This window comes from Micrococcus sp. TCR-5, from assembly GCF_052220525.1.
Taxonomy (GTDB): domain Bacteria; phylum Actinomycetota; class Actinomycetes; order Actinomycetales; family Micrococcaceae; genus Micrococcus; species Micrococcus luteus.
Window position 1 is genome coordinate 14359 of sequence record NZ_JBQPDO010000015.1, and the last position, 15755, is coordinate 30113.

Consider the following 15755-nt stretch of genomic DNA (forward strand, 5'->3'; position numbering starts at 1 on the left):
AGTCCTGCGGCGGACCGGTCAGGCGTCGTCGCGCGCCTGGCGGCGCACCGCGACCATGCGCTGGCCGACGGTGACCAAGGACGCGGCAGCGAGCAGCCCCAAGGTGACGGCCAGGACGACCGGGGGCAGACCGAGGCCGGTGAGGCCGGCGACCACGAGGGTGGCCACGAGCCGTTCCGCTCGCTCGGCGATGCCCACGTGCGCGTCCCAGCCGAGGGCCTCCGCCTTGGCACGCACATAGGAGACGAGCATGCCCAGGGCGAGGCAGGCCCCGGAGAGCGCGCCGACCGCGGGTGCGGCGCCGACGCCGAAGCCCCACAGGCACAGCCCGAGGAACACGGCCGCGTCCTGCACACGGTCCAGGGTGGAGTCGAGGAACGCGCCCCAGCGGCCGGTGGACCCGGCCTCGCGCGCCATGATCCCGTCCACCAGGTCCGAGAACACGAACGCGGTGATGAAGAGCGTGCCCCAGAACAGGTGCCCCAGGGGGAACAGCACGAGCGCGCCCAGGCTCACGCCGAGCGTGCCCACGACCGTCACGGTGTCCGGACTGACCCCGGCCCGCAGGAGCGTACGGGCCACCGGGGTGAACAGGCGGGTGGTGACGCCGCGCGCGTGACGGTCCAGCATCAGGCGGGGCCTCCGGCCCCCGGGCGAGGATGCTCGCCCGCGGCACGGGCGTTGGCCGCCTGGCGCGCGGCGTGGTCCCGGGCGGCCCGGTCCCAGACGTCCGCGAGGATCTGCCGGGTCTCCCCCAGGGTCTGCGACATGTTCTTGGTCCGGGCGATGATCGGCAGGAAGTTGCCGTCGCCGGTCCACCGCGGCACCACGTGCTGGTGCAGATGGGCCGCGATCCCGGCGCCGGCCACCGCCCCCTGGTTCATGCCGAGGTTGTAGCCGGACGCGCCGGCGGCCTGGCCGAGGGCGAGCATCGCCGTCTGGGTCAGCTCCGCCATCTCGGCGGCCTCCTCCGTGGTGGTGTCCGTGTACAGGGGCACGTGGCGGTAGGGGCAGACGAGCAGGTGACCGGGGTTGTACGGGTACAGGTTCAGCACCACGTAGGCGGTGCGGCCGCGGTGGACGATGAGGGAGTCCTCATCGTCGCGCTGCGGGGCCGCACAGAACGGGCAGGTGTGCTCGTCCTTGACCTGGCCCGTCCCCTTGGACACGTACGCCATGCGGTGGGCGTTCCAGAACCGCTCGAAGGCGTCCGGGGCGCCGGGCAGCTCGAAGCCGTCCGTGGCGGCGGCGTCCGCCGACGCGCGGGCCTGCGCTCGCGCGTCGGATCCGCCGGTGCCGGGGCTGGTCATGGGGTGACCTCGCGCTCGCGCACCGCCTTCACAATGCGTTCGATCGCCTCCTCCACCGGCACGCCGTTGTCCTGGGTGCCGTCGCGGAAGCGGAAGGACACGGCGTTCGCCTCCCTGTCCTCGCCGCCGGCGATCAGCACGAACGGCGCCTTCTCCTTGGCCGCGGTGCGGATCTTCTTCGGGAAGCGGTCCGAGGAGTCGTCCAGGCGCGCCCGGATCCCCTCGGCGCGCAGCTTCGCGACGACGTCGTCCAGGTAGTCGTTGAATGCCTCGGCCACCGGGATGGCCACGACCTGCTCCGGGGCAAGCCAGGCCGGGAACGCGCCGGCGTAGTGCTCGGTGAGGACGCCCAGGAAGCGCTCGATGGAGCCGAAGAGGGCGCGGTGGATCATCACGGGGCGCTGACGGGTGCCGTCGGCGGCCTGGTACTCGAGGTCGAAGCGCTCGGGCAGGTTGAAGTCCAGCTGGATGGTGGACATCTGCCACGTGCGGCCGATGGCGTCCCGGGCCTGGACCGAGATCTTCGGGCCGTAGAACGCGGCGCCGCCCGGATCCGGGACGAGCTGCAGACCGGAGGCCTCCGCGACCTCGGCGAGGGTGCGGGTGGCCTCCTCCCAGATCTCGTCGGAGCCGACGAACTTCTCCGGGTCCTTCGTGGAGAGCTCGAGGTAGAAGTCGTTGAGGCCGTAGTCCTTGAGCAGGTCGAGGACGAAGTTGAGCGTGGTGGTCAGCTCCTCCTTCATCTGCTCGCGGGTGCAGTAGATGTGGGCGTCGTCCTGGGTCATGCCGCGCACGCGCGTGAGCCCGTGCACCACGCCGGACTTCTCGTACCGGTACACGGAGCCGAACTCGAACAGCCGCAGCGGCAGCTCACGGTAGGACCGGCCGCGGGAGCGGTAGATCAGGTTGTGCATGGGGCAGTTCATCGGCTTGAGGTAGTAGTTCTGCCCCTGGCGGGTGATCTCGCCGGTCTCGGGATCACGGACCTCGTCGATGTGCATGGGCGGGAACATGCCGTCCGCGTACCAGTCGAGGTGGCCGGACACCTCGTAGAGGTGCTGCTTGGTGATGTGCGGGGTGTAGACGAACTCGTAGCCGGCCTCGGTGTGGCGCCGACGGGAGTAGTCCTCCATCTCCTTGCGGATGATGCCGCCGCGCGGGTGGAACACGGGCAGGCCGGAGCCGAGCTCGTCCGGGAAGGAGAACAGGTCCAGCTCGGCGCCGAGCTTGCGGTGGTCGCGGCGCTCGGCCTCGGCGAGACGCTCCTGGTAGGCCTTGAGGTCGTCCTTGCTGGCCCAGGCGGTGCCGTAGATGCGCTGCAGCTGCTTGTTCTTCTCATTGCCGAGCCAGTAGGCGGCGGCGGAGCGGGTGAGCGCGAAGCCGTTGCCGATGAGCTTGGTGGAGGGCAGGTGCGGGCCGCGGCAGAGGTCGCACCACACGGCGTCGCCGGTCTTGCGGTCCACGTTGTCGTAGATGGTGATCTCCCCGGCCCCGACCTCCACGGAGGCGCCCTCGCCGGCGGTGTCCGCGGCGTCCTTCTTGCCGAGCAGCTCGAGCTTGTAGGGCTCCTCCGCCATCTCGGCGCGGGCGGTCTCCTCGTCCACGACGCGGCGGCGGAAGGTCTGGCCGGACTTCACGATCTTCTGCATGAGCGAGGAGATCTGCTTGAGGTCCTCGGGGGTGAAGGGCTCGTCGACGTCGAAGTCGAAGTAGAAGCCGTCCGTGATGTACGGGCCGATGCCGAGCTTGGCGCCCGGGCGCAGCTGCTGCACGGCCTGGGCCATCACGTGGGCGGTGGAGTGCCGCAGCACCTCGAGTCCCTCGGGCTCCGTGATGTCCACCGACTCGACGGATGCGCCGGCGGGGATCTCGCGGGCCAGGTCCCAGAGCAGGCCGTCCACCCGCATCACGGCGGTGGTCGGCTTCTCGCGGAAGAGGTCGAGGCCGGTGGTGCCGTGCGTCACCTCCCGCAGCTCTCCGTCCACGGTCAGCAGGATGTTCTTCGGCTCCGACACGGTGCTCCTTCGAGGTCTGGCTTCGGGATCGGTGGCGTACGGGGGCCACCGTCGGCCGCGTCCCATTCTAGGGGCGCGGCCGGACGGCGGGGCACGGAGGCGGACGGTCTCATCTGTCCGGGGTGGGCAGCAGCTCCCACGTCTCCGGGTGGGGCACCGGGATCGGGGTGTGCTCCGGCGCGGGCCGATCGGGTGCCGTGCGGCCGGGGCGGGCCCCGCCGGCCGGTCCGACGTCGGTGCGCACCTTCACGGGCCAGCCGCCCGTGCCGTGGTGCGGGATGTCCGGCAGGGGCTGCGCCCCGGTGCCCGCCCGGCTGCTGCGGCGCGCGGCGGCGGCTCGGCGGTCCGCCGCGAGCCAGTCCCGCCACTGCTGCCGGGTGGCGTCCAGGTAGTCGGGGTCCGGGAGCGTCTCGGGCCGGTGCAGGTCCCAGGCGCGCACGGCCTGGACGGACACGGCCCGGTCGCCGGTGCGCCGGACGGTGCCCTCGATCAGCAGGAGGCGGGCGGAGAAGAGCATCTCTCCCGAGGCGTGCTGGGCCTCCGTGAAGAAGGAGGCGTCCACGCAGCCGGTGCCGTCGTCCACGGAGAGGAACACCACCCGCTTGCCGCTGCGCATGGGCGGGGTCTGGGTGGCCACGCGCACCCCTGCCACGAGCACCCGGGACTGCGTGCGCAGCCCGAGCAGGTCCTTCGCCCGGGTGACGCCGAGCGCGTCCAGGTACGGGGCGTGGGAGTCCATGAGGTGGGCGGTGACGTCCAGGGCGGTGAGCTCCAGCTCGGTGCGGACCCGGGCGGCCGGGCCCGGGTCCGGGAAGAGCGGGGCGAGGGCGGTGAGCTCGGTGTCCGGCAGGTCCAGGGCCAGCTGGCCCTCCACCTGCCGTGGACGGGCGGACCGCGAGCGCGGGGCGGTGCGGCCGGGGGCGGTGCCGCGGGTGGTGGAGTGCTGGAGTTCGAGGTGGTGGACGAGGTCGGTGCGGGAGGCGCCGCCGGGTGGGAGGAGGCAGTCGAGGGCGCCGAGCTGGGCGAGGCGTTCGAGGTTGCGGGCGGTGGGGCGGGCGCGGTCGCGGACGTCGGCGAGGGAGCGGTAGGGACGGCCGGCGTCGAGGCGGTCGGTCTCGGCTTCGCTGAGTCCGGAGAGGCTGGTGAGGGGCAGGCGGATGCCCCAGCGGCCGGGGGCGCCGTCGTCGATCTCGGGGTGGGCGGGGACCCACTCGACGTGGACGTGGCGGGAGGAGGCGTTGACGTCCACGGGGAGGACGGGGATGCCCATGCGGCGGGCCTCGGCGACCATGAGGCGGGCGGGGTACATGCCGGGGTCGTGTTCGAGGATGGCGGCCATGAAGGCGGCGGGGTGGTGGGTCTTGAGCCAGGCGGAGTGGTAGGTGGGGACGGCGAAGGCGGCGCCGTGGGCCTTGCAGAAGCCGAAGGAGCCGAAGGCGGAGAGGGTGGCCCAGACCTCGTCGATGACTTCGAGGGAGTAGCCGCGGGCGAGGGCGCCGGTGCGGAAGGCCTCTTCGACGAGGTGTTCCTGCGGGCCGCCGAGGAGGCGGCGGTGCTCGTCGGCGCGGGCCAGTCCGCAGCCGGTCATGACGTCCATGGTGCGCAGGACCTGTTCGTGGAAGACGGTGACCCCGTGGGTCTCGGCGAGGACGGGCCGCAGGTCGGGGTGCGGGTAGTGGGCGGGTGCCCAGCCGTGCCGCTGTTCAAGGAAGGGTCGGACCATGTCGGACTGCATGGGGCCGGGGCGGAAGAGGGAGATGTCCACGGTGAGGTCGTTGAACTCGCGGGGGGCGAGTTTGCCGACGAGTTCGCGCTGGCCCGGGGACTCGATCTGGAAGCAGCCGAGGGTGTGGGTGGTGCGGATCATCGCGTAGGTGGCGTCGTCGTCGAGGGGCACCTGTTCGAGGTCGATGCGCTCGCCCGTGGTGCGTTCGACCTCGGCGATCGTGTAGGCGATGGCGGACTGCATGCGCACGCCGAGGATGTCGAGCTTGAGGAAGCCCATGGGGTCCATGTCGTGCTTGTCGAACTGGCTCATGGGCAGGCCCATGCCGGAGGGCTGGACGGGGGTGCGGTGCAGCAGGGTGGCGTCGCCGAGGATGACGCCGCAGGGGTGCATGGAGATGTGGCGGGGCAGGCGGTCGAGGCGTTCGGTGAGGTCGACGAGCAGGTCCAGCTGGCGGTCGCCCTCGGCGCGGCCGGACTCGATGCGGCGGGAGAGGCCGCCGAGTTCGGGCATGCGCTGGAGGGCTTCGCGGAAGTTCGAGGCGGAGAAGCGCCAGAGCTGCTTGGCGATGGCGTCCACCTCGGGTTCGGGCATGCCGAGGGCGAGGCCGGCGTCGCGGACGGCGCCGCGGGCCCGGTAGGCGTTCTGCATGCTCATGAGGGTGGTGCGCTCGGCGCCGAAGCGTTCGACGACGGCGTGGTAGATCTCGTGGCGGCGGGCGGACTCCACGTCGATGTCGATGTCCGGGAGGGTGGAGCGGTCGGTGGAGAGGAAGCGCTCCATGATCAGGCCGTTGGCCATGGGGTCGACATGGGAGATGCGCAGGGCGTGGTTGACGAGGGAGGAGGCGCCGGAGCCGCGGGCGGCCACGCGGATGCCCATGCCCTCGATGAGGTCGACGACGGCGGCCACGGTGAGGAAGTAGGAGGAGAAGCCGAGTCGGGTGATGATGCCGAGCTCGTGTTCGGCGCGGTCCTGCAGGTCTCGGGCCGCCTGGCTGGTGCCGGGGAGGCCTCCTCCGGTGTGGAGGTGGGGGTAGCGGGCGAGGAGGCCGGTGCGGGTGCGCTCGCGCAGCACGTGCTCCGGGGGGCCGTCGATGCCGATGACGGCGGCCTCGGGGACGCGAGGCACGCCCCAGCCGAGGTCGGTCTCGGGGTCGAGTGCGCAGGCCTCGGCGAGGCGGCGGGTGGCCTCGAGCAGGGGGGCGGGGCGGTCGTCGGCGGCGGAGGCGACCTCGTGGGCGATGCGGTGCATGGCGGCGGTGGACTTGAGCCAGCCCTGCCCGTTGGGCTGCAGGTCGTGGAGGGCGTCGAGGGAGCTGAGGGCGCGGACGGCGTCGAGGACGTCCGCGGTGGCGGCACCGTCCGGGGCCGCGTAGCGCACGGCGTTGGTCAGGACGGCGGGGATGCGGGCCTGGCGGGCGGCGCGGAGGGTCTTCACGGCGTGCCCGGTGTCGAGGCGGTGGCCGGGGGCGGAGAGGTGGGTGACGACGTCGGCGTGGGGGCTGCCTGCGGGCAGGGCCGCCTTCCAGCGGCGCAGGGCGGCGAGGCCGGCCGCGTACCGGCGGCGGGCCAGGTGGCGGCCGACGTCCGAGTCCGGGCCGAGGAGGACGAACAGCTCGGGGGTGGGCGGGTTGTCCCGGTTGGCGGCGGTGGGGACCCGGCCGGCCGCCGCGGCGGCGAGCTCGGCGACGCTGGCCCACGGGCTGCCGCCCGCCGCTCCCCCGGTGGTGCGGGCGTGGGCGGCGGAGACGAGCTCACACAGGGAGCGGTAGCCGGAGCCATGACAGCCTCCTCGGGCGAGCACGACCACGCGGCCGGCGTCCTCGTCCTCGCTCCACCGGACGGCCAGGTCCACGCCCACGATCGGGGTGATGCCGTGGCGCAGGCAGGCGCCCACGTGTTTGGCCATGCCGTAGAGCCCGTCCCGGTCGGTGCAGGCCAGCAGGTCCATGTCCGCGGCCGCGGCGGCGGCCACGAGGTCCTCGGGCCAGCTGACCCCGTAATGGGCACTGAACGCGGAGGCGACGTGCAGGTGGGCGAAGGGGGCGGCGGTGCGTCCGGCCGCGGCGGCCTGGCTCATGCCGACCGCCTCAGGTCCTGGGCGTGCTCGTGGACGCGCACGAGCCGCCACCGGCCGGAGTCCAGGTGGTGGGCGACGTCGAGGGTCTGCAGGGGCGCGGCGCCGGCCCGGGCCAGGCGGACCTGCAGCCGCCACATCTCGTGGTCGACGAGACCGGCGCCGCGGCCCTTCTCCGCGCGGACCTCCTCCGCCCACCAGCGGCGCCGCTCGAACCAGCGCACGGGGCGCTCTGCGAGGACGTAGTCCCGCCCGTTCCAGCGCAGCCCCTGCGGGGTACCGTCTGCCCCGCACTCCACCGCCACCGACTGTGTGAGGACTCCCATTCTGCTTCTCTCCCTGTGCACTGCTGACCGGACCGACGACGGGATGCCGTCGGGCGATGGGAGCGCGGCCCGTCCGGCGGACCGGACGCGGGGAAGAAGTGGGAAGGTGGGGCCGCACCCCCGATCGTACTCGAATATGTGTTCGAATGCGATGGAGGCGAACGTAGGGTGGCCGCCGGACACGTTAAGGACGCATCGCCCCGAGACGAGCGAGGCCGGGAACGCCCTTTTCGTGAGACCGGCTGGCCGAGTCCTGGCGGGGGACCTCGAATCCGACCCTGGGGCGCACATGCACGAGAAAATCGTCTCTTGGGCCGGACGAAGTGCGTCGGCACGGCCCTGTGGACAATGCGAGCAGGACCACAATCCGCCTGCGTATACTCCGAACCAACCGGGCCTCGCATGCCACGGGCACCGCGCTGCGGGATCAGCGCGGGAGGCGCGGACACACGACGGACGTCCAGTTGGAGGGGAAATGTCTCTCACCGCACCCGGGCGCGCCCTGCGCCGCCACCGATTCGCCCAGGCCGGCACGCTCAGCGTGGCCTTGGCGCTCGCGCTGACCGCCTGCGGCGGACAGTCCGAGCCCGCCGAGTCGTCGACGACGTCGCCCTCGTCCGCCAAGCCCGCCGTCGAGACGTCCGCGCCCGCGAGCACGAGCGAGACCGCAGGCGTCAGCTCATCCCCCGCGGCCACGACGAGCGGGTCCGGCGAATACATGCCCGCGTCTGCCGACGGCCCCGCTCAGAACGTGCCCAAGCCGGAGATGCCCGCCGCCATGAAGGAAGAGACCAAGGAGGGCGCCGAGGCGGCGATTCGCTACTTCTGGGACGTGCACTACTACGCCGAGCAGACCGGAGACACGGAACTCCTCGACTCTCTCTACAGCGAGTATTGCGAGTTCTGCCAGTTCAGCTCGAACGACCTGCAAATGATCTACAAAGACGGGGGGTGGTACACCGGCACTGAGGTACAGATCGATTCGATTCTGACTCATCGATCCGAAACCGGGTATGTCTCGACACTCCTTGTCACTACGGGCACAGGAACGGGATACACCAAGGGCGGGGTTGTTCCCGAGAACGGAGATGTTGAAGCGGCCTCCAAGCAGCCTTGGATCGCGGAGGTCTCGTTTAACCCCGAATCTTCACACTGGATTGTTGATGAGATGTCATATGAAGGTTCGATCGGATCTAACTGATGGGGCGCACCTGGATTGCATTAGTGGCATTATTGATCAGCCTCCTGTTCGTGCCTACCACTGCCGCCGCCACCCCTTCACACGCACGAGACATCGAGTCGTGCACTTCTTCGAAGAGCCACTACTCAATAAATAAAAAGGGCATTGCGGCGAATAAGAAATGCTCAGATAGACACTCATCAACCTCAAGTTCAGTTGTTGCAACTGATTACTCAGCGACCGCCGCCCGCCCGGACCCACACCTAGAGCACAAAACGGTCAGTGCATGCTTCTCGGGGCAGCTGGGCAATCCGGATTTCGAGAGTTGTCGAGAGCAAGAGGCGAACTTCTGCCCCGAGGGTTCGTGGATCAGGGCGCAGACCGTAGACACTCGTCAGCCTGATGCTAATCCCGCCTATGGCGCCCCTAAATGTTGGACGGCCAAGGCCTCCAGCAACGGCACCCCGCCCGTCTCCATCGACGAGGTCCGCACGCTCCTCGTGCTGGAGCCTGAGATCCGGTCGGACAATGGCGGACGCGGGATCCGCCATGCGGAGACCAACTTCTACGCAGACGCCGAGACGCGCACGCTCGTCACCACCCTCAACGGGGTCGAGGTCGAACTCCGCGCCACGCCGGTGAGCTTCCACTGGGATTACGGGGACGGGTCCCCCACCAAGACCACCTCGGTCGCAGGCCAGAGCCAGCCGGAGTTCAACGTCCCCACCCCCACGAGCCACGTGTACGAGGACACCGGGCAGTACACGGTCCGCCTCACCACCGTCTACATCGGCGAATACCGGGAGGCCGGGGGCGAGTGGGTGCTCATCCCGGGCACCATCAGCCTCGACTCGGCCCCCGTCACCGCGGACATCTGGCGCACCATCACCCGCAATGTCGCCGATGACTGCAGCGTCGACTCCTCAGCCTGGGGCTGCACCGGCCCCATCGAATCCACTCCGGCCGGCTGAGCACAGACCGCGGGGCGGCCGACGGTCTCCCGTCCACCGCCCCGCGGCCCACTCGTCGGGCAGGTGCGTCAGACCCGGCGCACCCACCCCCGGGCCAGGAACACGAGTCCCGCGCCGACGGCCGCGAGCGCTCCGAGCGCGCCCGCCGGCACCTCACGCCCGGTCTCGACCGTGTCCGGGGTCGTGTGGGCGTCCTCCCCCGCCGGCACGTTCAGGGCCCGGGGCTTCTGCCCATCCGCGAGCGACTCCACGAGTGCGAAGACGTCGGACCGCTCCGCGTCCTGGGTGATGATGACGTCCTCACTCCTGGTCACCCCGTCCAGCGACCAGTCGCGAACGAGGCGGTCGTCGGTCGGGTATGTCGCGTCGGCGAGGTAGTGAAACCCGGTGAAAATTCCAACGCGGTGTCGCGCCAGAGGGTGCCCCAGCGCGGACCCCACGAGAGGTCCGCGACCGACGCGTCGTCGCCCTGGCGCTTGGACCACAATGGCAGCTCCACGCCCGGCTCGGCGTACTTCAGCGCGAGGACCCGCTCGGGGTAGTCCCCAAACACGGGGTCGGCCCGGCTGTGCTCGCCCCACGCGTAGACGAGCCCGGCAGAGGGGCCTCTGTTGCCCTCCGGAATGCCGGCGGTCTCGTCGTCGAGGGCGGCCACCGGGGTGCCGCCCACGGACAGGGTGAACAGGAGATGACCGTCTCCGGCCTCACCGCGGCACCGCGCTTCCGCGTCTCACGGGCAGGTCATCCCCGTCGCCCCGTCTCTCAGAGCAGCGTGCCCTGCTGCTCTCTCATCTCCTGGATCAGTTCTGGCCCGTTGTTCCGGACGTTCCCCACGGCGCTCCCCACGGGCCGCAGCGACCAGCCCGCCGCGACGTCGTACGCGCCGGCGCACACCTGGCCCACGAGGGCGTCGGCTTCTTCGGCAGACCCGAGCGTGTCCGGAGCGAGCCACCGGTCCATCGTCTCGGCATCCATGGGCACGGGCAGCCGGTCGTGCAGCTGGCCGAGCGCGGCGAGCACCGGATCGTCGTCGTCCGCGTCGGGCGCGGCCATGGTGAGGATCGTCGTCGAGAGGACCCAGGCGTCCTCCCCCGCGGCCTTGGCCTCGGGGTCCTGCCACCACTCGTACAGGCCGGCGAACCAGATGACCGGCCCCTCGCCGTCCCCGGCCCCGGCCGGGTGCACGTAGTAGGGCTCCTTCTTCGCGGCCCGCCCGTCGGGACCCTTGGCACCAGGCTCCGGCGCCTTCCACTCGTAGTAGCCCTCCACCGGCACGGCGCAGCGGCGGGCGCGGACGGCGGCCCGGAACGTCGGCTTGGAGGCCACGGTCTCCGAGCGCGCGTTGAACGCACGGGACCCCACGGACAGCTCCTTCGCCCACGGCGGCACCAGGCCCCAGCGGGCCACGTGGATCCGCCGGGTCACCCCGGCACCGCCGTCGCCCCCACGGGTGCCTCCGGCGCCGACGTCGTCCGCGTGCGCCACGAGGATCGGCACCTCGGCTGTCGGCGCCACGTTCCAGCTCTGGCGCAGCACCAGGTCCTCATTCGCCTCGGCATCGCCCAGGGCCACCAGGTCGCTCGTGGCGCGGGCCATCACGTAGCGGCCGCACACGTCAGCGGTCCCTCCCGTCCCGGCCGCGCTCGACATACATCCACGCGATGCCGAGGGCGAAGCCCATCATCGCGCAGCCGATCACGGTGCCCCAGGGCCTCTCGGTGCCCAGTCCGAACACCACGCCCAGCCCGACGCCGATCAGCAGCCCCACCAGTGGGATGCGCCACTGAGCGAGCGTGCCGGCACCGGCCGGAGCCCCGGCTGGAGCCTCGTGGGCCTCGTCCTCGTCTCTGCCATGTCGTGCCACGGTTCGCCCCTCCGTTCACATCGATGTTGCGGCTCAGGTTGCAGTCTCCCCCGGCCGCCGCGGCGACACCACACCCCAGGCCCGGGCCTCTCACCGATGCGTCGCACAGAGTCCTGTGATGGGATGGGCAGAACGAGCCCGCACGCCGCGCCGCCCCACGCATGCGCGGCATCGGGCAGATCCCCACCACCAGGAGGAACAACGTGTCCCAGAAGGTCCGCGGCGTCGTCGCCATGGCGAAGGACGCCCCCGTCACCGTCGAGACCATCGTCATCCCCGATCCGGGACCCGGCGAGGCCGTCGTCGACATCAAGACCTGCGGCGTCTGCCACACGGATCTGCACTACCAGCAGGGCGGGATCGGGGATGAGTACCCGTACCTGCTCGGCCACGAGGCCACGGGTGTGGTCTCCGCGATCGGCGAGGGCGTCGACCACGTCAAGGTCGGCGACACCGTGATCCTCAACTGGCGCGCCGTGTGCGGCGAGTGCCGCGCGTGCCGGAAGGGCGAGCCGAAGTACTGCTTCAACACCCACAACGCGACCCAGAAGATGACCCTCGAGGACGGCACGGAGCTGTCCCCGGCCCTGGGCATCGGGGCGTTCGCGGACAAGACGCTCGTCCACGCCAAGCAGTGCACCCAGGTCGACGGCGTTGACACGCCCGAGGAACAGGCCGCGGTCGGCCTGCTCGGCTGCGGGATCATGGCCGGCATCGGCGCGGCCATCAACACCGGCGAGGTCAAGCGCGGCGAGTCCGTGGCCGTGATCGGCTGCGGCGGCGTCGGCGTGGCCGCGATCGCCGGGGCGAAGCTCGCCGGCGCCACCACGATCATCGCGGTGGACATCGACGCCAAGAAGCTCGCGAAGGCCGAGGAGCTCGGCGCCACCCACACCGTGAACTCGAAGGACGAGGACCCCGTGGAGGCCATCCGCGCGGCGACCGGCGGCTTCGGCGCCGACGTGGTCATCGAGGCGGTCGGCCGCCCGGAGACCTACGAGCAGGCGTTCTACGCCCGGGACCTGGCCGGCCGCGTCGTCTTGGTGGGCGTGCCCACCCCCGGCATGGAGCTGAAGCTGCCCCTGCCGGAGGTGTTCGGCCGCGGCGGCGCGCTGAAGTCCTCGTGGTACGGCGACTGCCTGCCGGAGCGCGACTTCCCCATGCTCGTGGACCAGTACCGCCTGGGCCGCCTGCCGCTGGACGAGTTCGTCACGGAGACCATCGCCCTGGACGAGGTGAACGAGGCCTTCGAGACGATGAAGTCCGGCGACGTCCTGCGCTCGGTGGTGGTGCTCTGATGGCGCGCATCGATCACCTGGTCACCTCCGGCACGTTCTCCCTGGACGGGGAGACGTTCGACGTGGACAACAACGTGTGGATCGTCGGCGGCGCGGAGCAGTGCGTCGTCATCGACCCGGCCCACGACGCCTCGGCCGTCTGGAAGAAGGTGAACGGCCGCCAGGTGCTGGCCATCGTCCTCACCCACGGCCACGACGACCACATCCGCCAGGTCCAGGAGTTCCGCCAGATGGTGGACGCCCCCGTGCTGCTCCACCCCGCCGACCGCATGCTCTGGGACGACGTCTTCCCCGACGAGGAGCCCGACGGCGCGCTCGCCGAGGGCGACGTCCTGCGCGTGGCCGGCGTCGAGCTGCGGGTGCTGCACACCCCCGGTCACTCCCCCGGCTCGGTCTGCCTGTACGCCCCCGCCCTGGGCGAGGCCGGCGACGACGGCGCCCCGACCGGCGTCGTGTTCTCCGGCGACACCCTGTTCCAGGGCGGGCCCGGCGCCACCGGCCGCTCGTACTCGGACTTCGACACGATCATCGAGTCCATCCGCGAGCGCCTGCTCCCGCTGCCGGAGGCCACCGTGGTCCACACCGGCCACGGCGACTCCACCACGATCGGCACGGAGAAGCCGCACCTGCAGGAGTGGATCGACCGCGGCCACTGAGGACGCGCCGAGGTGGGGAAGAATGGTCCCCCGTGACCATCCTCCCCGCCTCGCCCCCTCCCTCCGTGATCCTGCTCGGCGGCGCGTCGGGCTCCGGCAAGTCCTACCTGGCCCGGCGGCACGGCCGGCCCCACCTCTCGCTCGATGCGTTCTACCGTCCGCAGTCCGACGACGGCGCCGCGGGCGGGCCCGGCCCCGTGTTCCCGCGCACCCCCTACGGTGAGATCGACTGGGACCACCCCGGAACGTGGGATGAGCAGGCGGCCGTGGACGCCGTCGTCGAGCTGCTCGAGGAGGGCGCCACGCGCGTGCCCGACTACGACATCTCCACGTCCTCCGTCCGCGGGCACAGCACCGTCGCGCTCGAGCCGGACGGGGTGATCGTGGCGGAGGGCATCTTCGCCGAGCGCATGCCCGCCGCCCTGGACCGGGCCGAGGTCCACTACGCGGCCTGGTACATCGACCAGGCGCGGACCACGACGGCGGCCCGCCGGTTCGTGCGCGATGTCGCCGAACGCCGCAAGCCGGTGCCGTTCCTCGTGCAGCGGGGCTGGTCCCTGTACCGGACGGACGCGGCGCGCCGGGCGGCGGCCGTGGCGGCCGGCTTCACCCCGCGACGCAAGCGGGAGATCATCGCGGATCTCACGGCCTGACGGCCCGCCCGCAGCCAGTCCGTGCCCTCAGCCGGAGGTGCGCGCGCCGAGGACGGCGAGCTGCTCGGCCACGACCTCGATCCCGGCGGCGGCCGCCCACGCCGTGTACTCCTCCCGCAGGGCCGCGGCGAACGCGGGAACGCTCACCCCGGGACGCACGTCCTCGGCCGCGCCCGCCGTACGGGGATCCATGTCCAGACCGAGCTCCCGGTAGACGTCGACGAGCACGGCCCGCAGCGGAGCGGGGTCGGACACCACCACGTGGGTGGAGAACAGGAACGCCCCCTTCACCACGCGCTGCGCGGAGCCGGCCAGCTTCACCGGGTATGTCGGCGCAGGACCCTGCACGGAGAACTCGCCCGGGCAGTACTCCCCCGGAATCTCGCCCACGGAGGCGGGCACGTCCATGCGCGCGAACGCCCGCACGAACAGGTCGGCGAACTCCGCGAACCGGGCCTGCTGCGTGAGCGCCGCGTCCTCCTGCTGGCTCAGGTGGTCCACCACCAGGCAGCCGTGGTGGTAGGCCGCCGCCCGTCCGCCGGCCCGGCGCACCACCGGCTCGAAGCCGTGGGCGCGGGCCGCCGCGGCCGCGGCCTCGAAGCCGGGCAGCCGGGCGTCGCGCTGGCCGAACGCGACCGTCGGTTCGGGCACGTACACGCGGATCAGGCCGTCGAGGGCCCTTCCCTCGGCCGCGGCGGCGCGGAAGACGGCCAGCTCGTCCATGGCCCAGTCGAGGTCTTCGACGGCCCCGAGGGTCCGCTCCTGCACGGCCCAGCGCAGCCGGGGAGCTGCGCTCACAGGCCGCCCTCGGCCGGCCAGGAGCGCAGGGTGAGGGTCTGCTCGGCGTGGGCGAAGGGGCCGTCGTCGTCGTGGAGGACGGTGCTGGTCAGGCCCACGCCGTCCGGGCCCACCGTGACCTGCCCCGCGAGGCCGAGCCAGTGGCCGGTGGGCTCGCGGTACAGGTGGATCTGCAGGTCCACGTTGGGGAAGAACCACCCGCCCGGCTTCGCCGGCAGGGCCGGGGCGATCCCGTTGGCCGCGTCGGTGAGGCTGATCAGGCGCACCAGGTCGCTCGTGCTCTCCCCCGCCACCATCTCGCGGTCCGTGGTGAGCCACACCCGGCCGTGGCCCGGCCCGTGGCCGGGCAGGACGACGCCGTCGAGGGAGGCGATGTACCCGCCTCCCCATCCGTGGAGCGCGTTGTGCGACTGCGCCTGCGAGCGCGGCGGGAGGGGCTCGTCCGGCAGCTGGGCGACGGCGGAGGTGTCCGAGGTGGACAGCAGCCAGGCGCGCAGGGTCAGCACGGTGCGGCCCCGGGCGTGGAGCACGGACTCGACGAGCTCGATGGTGCGGCCCGGACGCAGGGTGCGCGTGACCACCTCGAGCTCGCCCGACCAGAGCGTGCCCAGGATGTCGTAGGAGAGCCGTCCCACCCGCAGCCCGGGAGTGGTCTCGTGCGCAGCCACCTCGTGCAGCAGCAGGCCCGAGACGGCGGCCATGTGCATCTCCTCTTCCCGCCATGCGCCCTGGGCGTGCACGGTGGAGCGCACGCGGGAGGTGCGGACGCCGTCGGCGTCCACGGTGGGCTCGCCGAGGCGGACGTAGAAGGCCAGGGGATCGCCGGCGACGGAGGTCGCGGGGGTGGAGGTGATGTCGGTCATGGGCCGAAGTCTGCCA

At 71.8% G+C, this 15755-nt stretch carries 16 protein-coding genes; 5 read left to right on the top strand and 11 right to left on the bottom strand.

All coding sequences use genetic code 11. The annotated features are described in order from the left end of the window. Positions 1-18: 18 nt before the first annotated feature. The 5 genes from pgsA to ACTSKS_RS09170 form a co-directional block, all read right to left on the bottom strand. Positions 19-630, bottom strand: a complete 612-nt coding sequence (gene pgsA / locus ACTSKS_RS09150; RefSeq protein ID WP_063189619.1) for a phosphatidylinositol phosphate synthase — start codon at positions 628-630, stop codon at positions 19-21. Continuing rightward, positions 630-1310 carry an HIT family protein gene (locus ACTSKS_RS09155; RefSeq protein ID WP_036340811.1) on the bottom strand — a complete coding sequence of 227 codons (681 nt, stop codon included), beginning with the start codon at positions 1308-1310 and terminating at the stop codon, positions 630-632. Before ACTSKS_RS09155 ends, pgsA begins: the two co-directional genes overlap by 1 nt. Further along, the gene (thrS, locus tag ACTSKS_RS09160; RefSeq protein ID WP_078026251.1) at positions 1307-3325 is read right to left on the bottom strand and encodes a threonine--tRNA ligase; all 2019 of its coding nucleotides are present in this window, start codon (positions 3323-3325) and stop codon (positions 1307-1309) included. Before thrS ends, ACTSKS_RS09155 begins: the two co-directional genes overlap by 4 nt. Positions 3326-3434: 109 nt before the next feature. Then, positions 3435-7133 (bottom strand): DNA polymerase III subunit alpha, encoded by a 3699-nt coding sequence (locus ACTSKS_RS09165; RefSeq protein ID WP_442927476.1) that lies wholly within the window; start codon positions 7131-7133, stop codon positions 3435-3437. Then, complete coding sequence (locus tag ACTSKS_RS09170; RefSeq protein WP_036338972.1) at positions 7130-7456, bottom strand: DUF6504 family protein; 327 nt, start codon at positions 7454-7456, stop codon at positions 7130-7132. Before ACTSKS_RS09170 ends, ACTSKS_RS09165 begins: the two co-directional genes overlap by 4 nt. 475 nt (positions 7457-7931) lie before the next feature. On the opposite strand from ACTSKS_RS09170, the gene ACTSKS_RS09175 reads away from it, so the two are divergent. Both ACTSKS_RS09175 and ACTSKS_RS09180 read left to right on the top strand, forming a co-directional pair. Then, positions 7932-8657, top strand: a complete 726-nt coding sequence (locus tag ACTSKS_RS09175) for a DUF6318 family protein (protein WP_442927477.1) — start codon at positions 7932-7934, stop codon at positions 8655-8657. A gap of 479 nt (positions 8658-9136) precedes the next feature. Continuing rightward, positions 9137-9607 (top strand): PKD domain-containing protein, encoded by a 471-nt coding sequence (locus tag ACTSKS_RS09180; RefSeq protein ID WP_363931536.1) that lies wholly within the window; start codon positions 9137-9139, stop codon positions 9605-9607. A gap of 68 nt (positions 9608-9675) precedes the next feature. Here ACTSKS_RS09180 and ACTSKS_RS09185 read toward each other — a convergent pair whose 3' ends face one another. The 4 genes from ACTSKS_RS09185 to ACTSKS_RS09200 form a co-directional block, all read right to left on the bottom strand. Then, complete coding sequence (locus ACTSKS_RS09185; RefSeq protein ID WP_036313199.1) at positions 9676-9921, bottom strand: hypothetical protein; 246 nt, start codon at positions 9919-9921, stop codon at positions 9676-9678. Further along, entirely contained in the window at positions 9918-10277 is a 360-nt protein-coding gene (locus ACTSKS_RS09190) for a hypothetical protein (RefSeq protein ID WP_442927478.1), read from the bottom strand. Before ACTSKS_RS09190 ends, ACTSKS_RS09185 begins: the two co-directional genes overlap by 4 nt. A gap of 92 nt (positions 10278-10369) precedes the next feature. Then, positions 10370-11221, bottom strand: coding sequence for an SOS response-associated peptidase (locus ACTSKS_RS09195; RefSeq protein ID WP_442927479.1), 852 nt, complete (start codon positions 11219-11221; stop codon positions 10370-10372). Position 11222: 1 nt separating this feature from the next. Then, positions 11223-11471, bottom strand: a complete 249-nt coding sequence (locus tag ACTSKS_RS09200; protein ID WP_036313195.1) for a hypothetical protein — start codon at positions 11469-11471, stop codon at positions 11223-11225. Between the two features lie 203 nt (positions 11472-11674). Between ACTSKS_RS09200 and ACTSKS_RS09205 the strand changes: the two genes are divergently transcribed. From ACTSKS_RS09205 to ACTSKS_RS09215, 3 genes are read left to right on the top strand one after another with little or no spacing between them, the layout of a single operon-like run. Continuing rightward, positions 11675-12769, top strand: a complete 1095-nt coding sequence (locus ACTSKS_RS09205; RefSeq protein WP_442927480.1) for an S-(hydroxymethyl)mycothiol dehydrogenase — start codon at positions 11675-11677, stop codon at positions 12767-12769. Beyond that, complete coding sequence (locus ACTSKS_RS09210; protein WP_036313191.1) at positions 12769-13425, top strand: MBL fold metallo-hydrolase; 657 nt, start codon at positions 12769-12771, stop codon at positions 13423-13425. Before ACTSKS_RS09205 ends, ACTSKS_RS09210 begins: the two co-directional genes overlap by 1 nt. A gap of 32 nt (positions 13426-13457) precedes the next feature. Then, the gene (locus ACTSKS_RS09215) at positions 13458-14078 is read left to right on the top strand and encodes a uridine kinase family protein (RefSeq protein WP_442927481.1); all 621 of its coding nucleotides are present in this window, start codon (positions 13458-13460) and stop codon (positions 14076-14078) included. Between the two features lie 27 nt (positions 14079-14105). On the opposite strand, the gene ACTSKS_RS09220 is transcribed toward ACTSKS_RS09215, so the two are convergent. Together ACTSKS_RS09220 and ACTSKS_RS09225 are read right to left on the bottom strand one after the other, a co-directional pair. Next, entirely contained in the window at positions 14106-14876 is a 771-nt protein-coding gene (locus ACTSKS_RS09220; protein ID WP_036338947.1) for a lipoate--protein ligase family protein, read from the bottom strand. Beyond that, positions 14873-15739 (bottom strand): thioesterase family protein, encoded by an 867-nt coding sequence (locus ACTSKS_RS09225; protein ID WP_036313183.1) that lies wholly within the window; start codon positions 15737-15739, stop codon positions 14873-14875. Before ACTSKS_RS09225 ends, ACTSKS_RS09220 begins: the two co-directional genes overlap by 4 nt. Between the last annotated feature and the right edge of the window lie 16 nt (positions 15740-15755).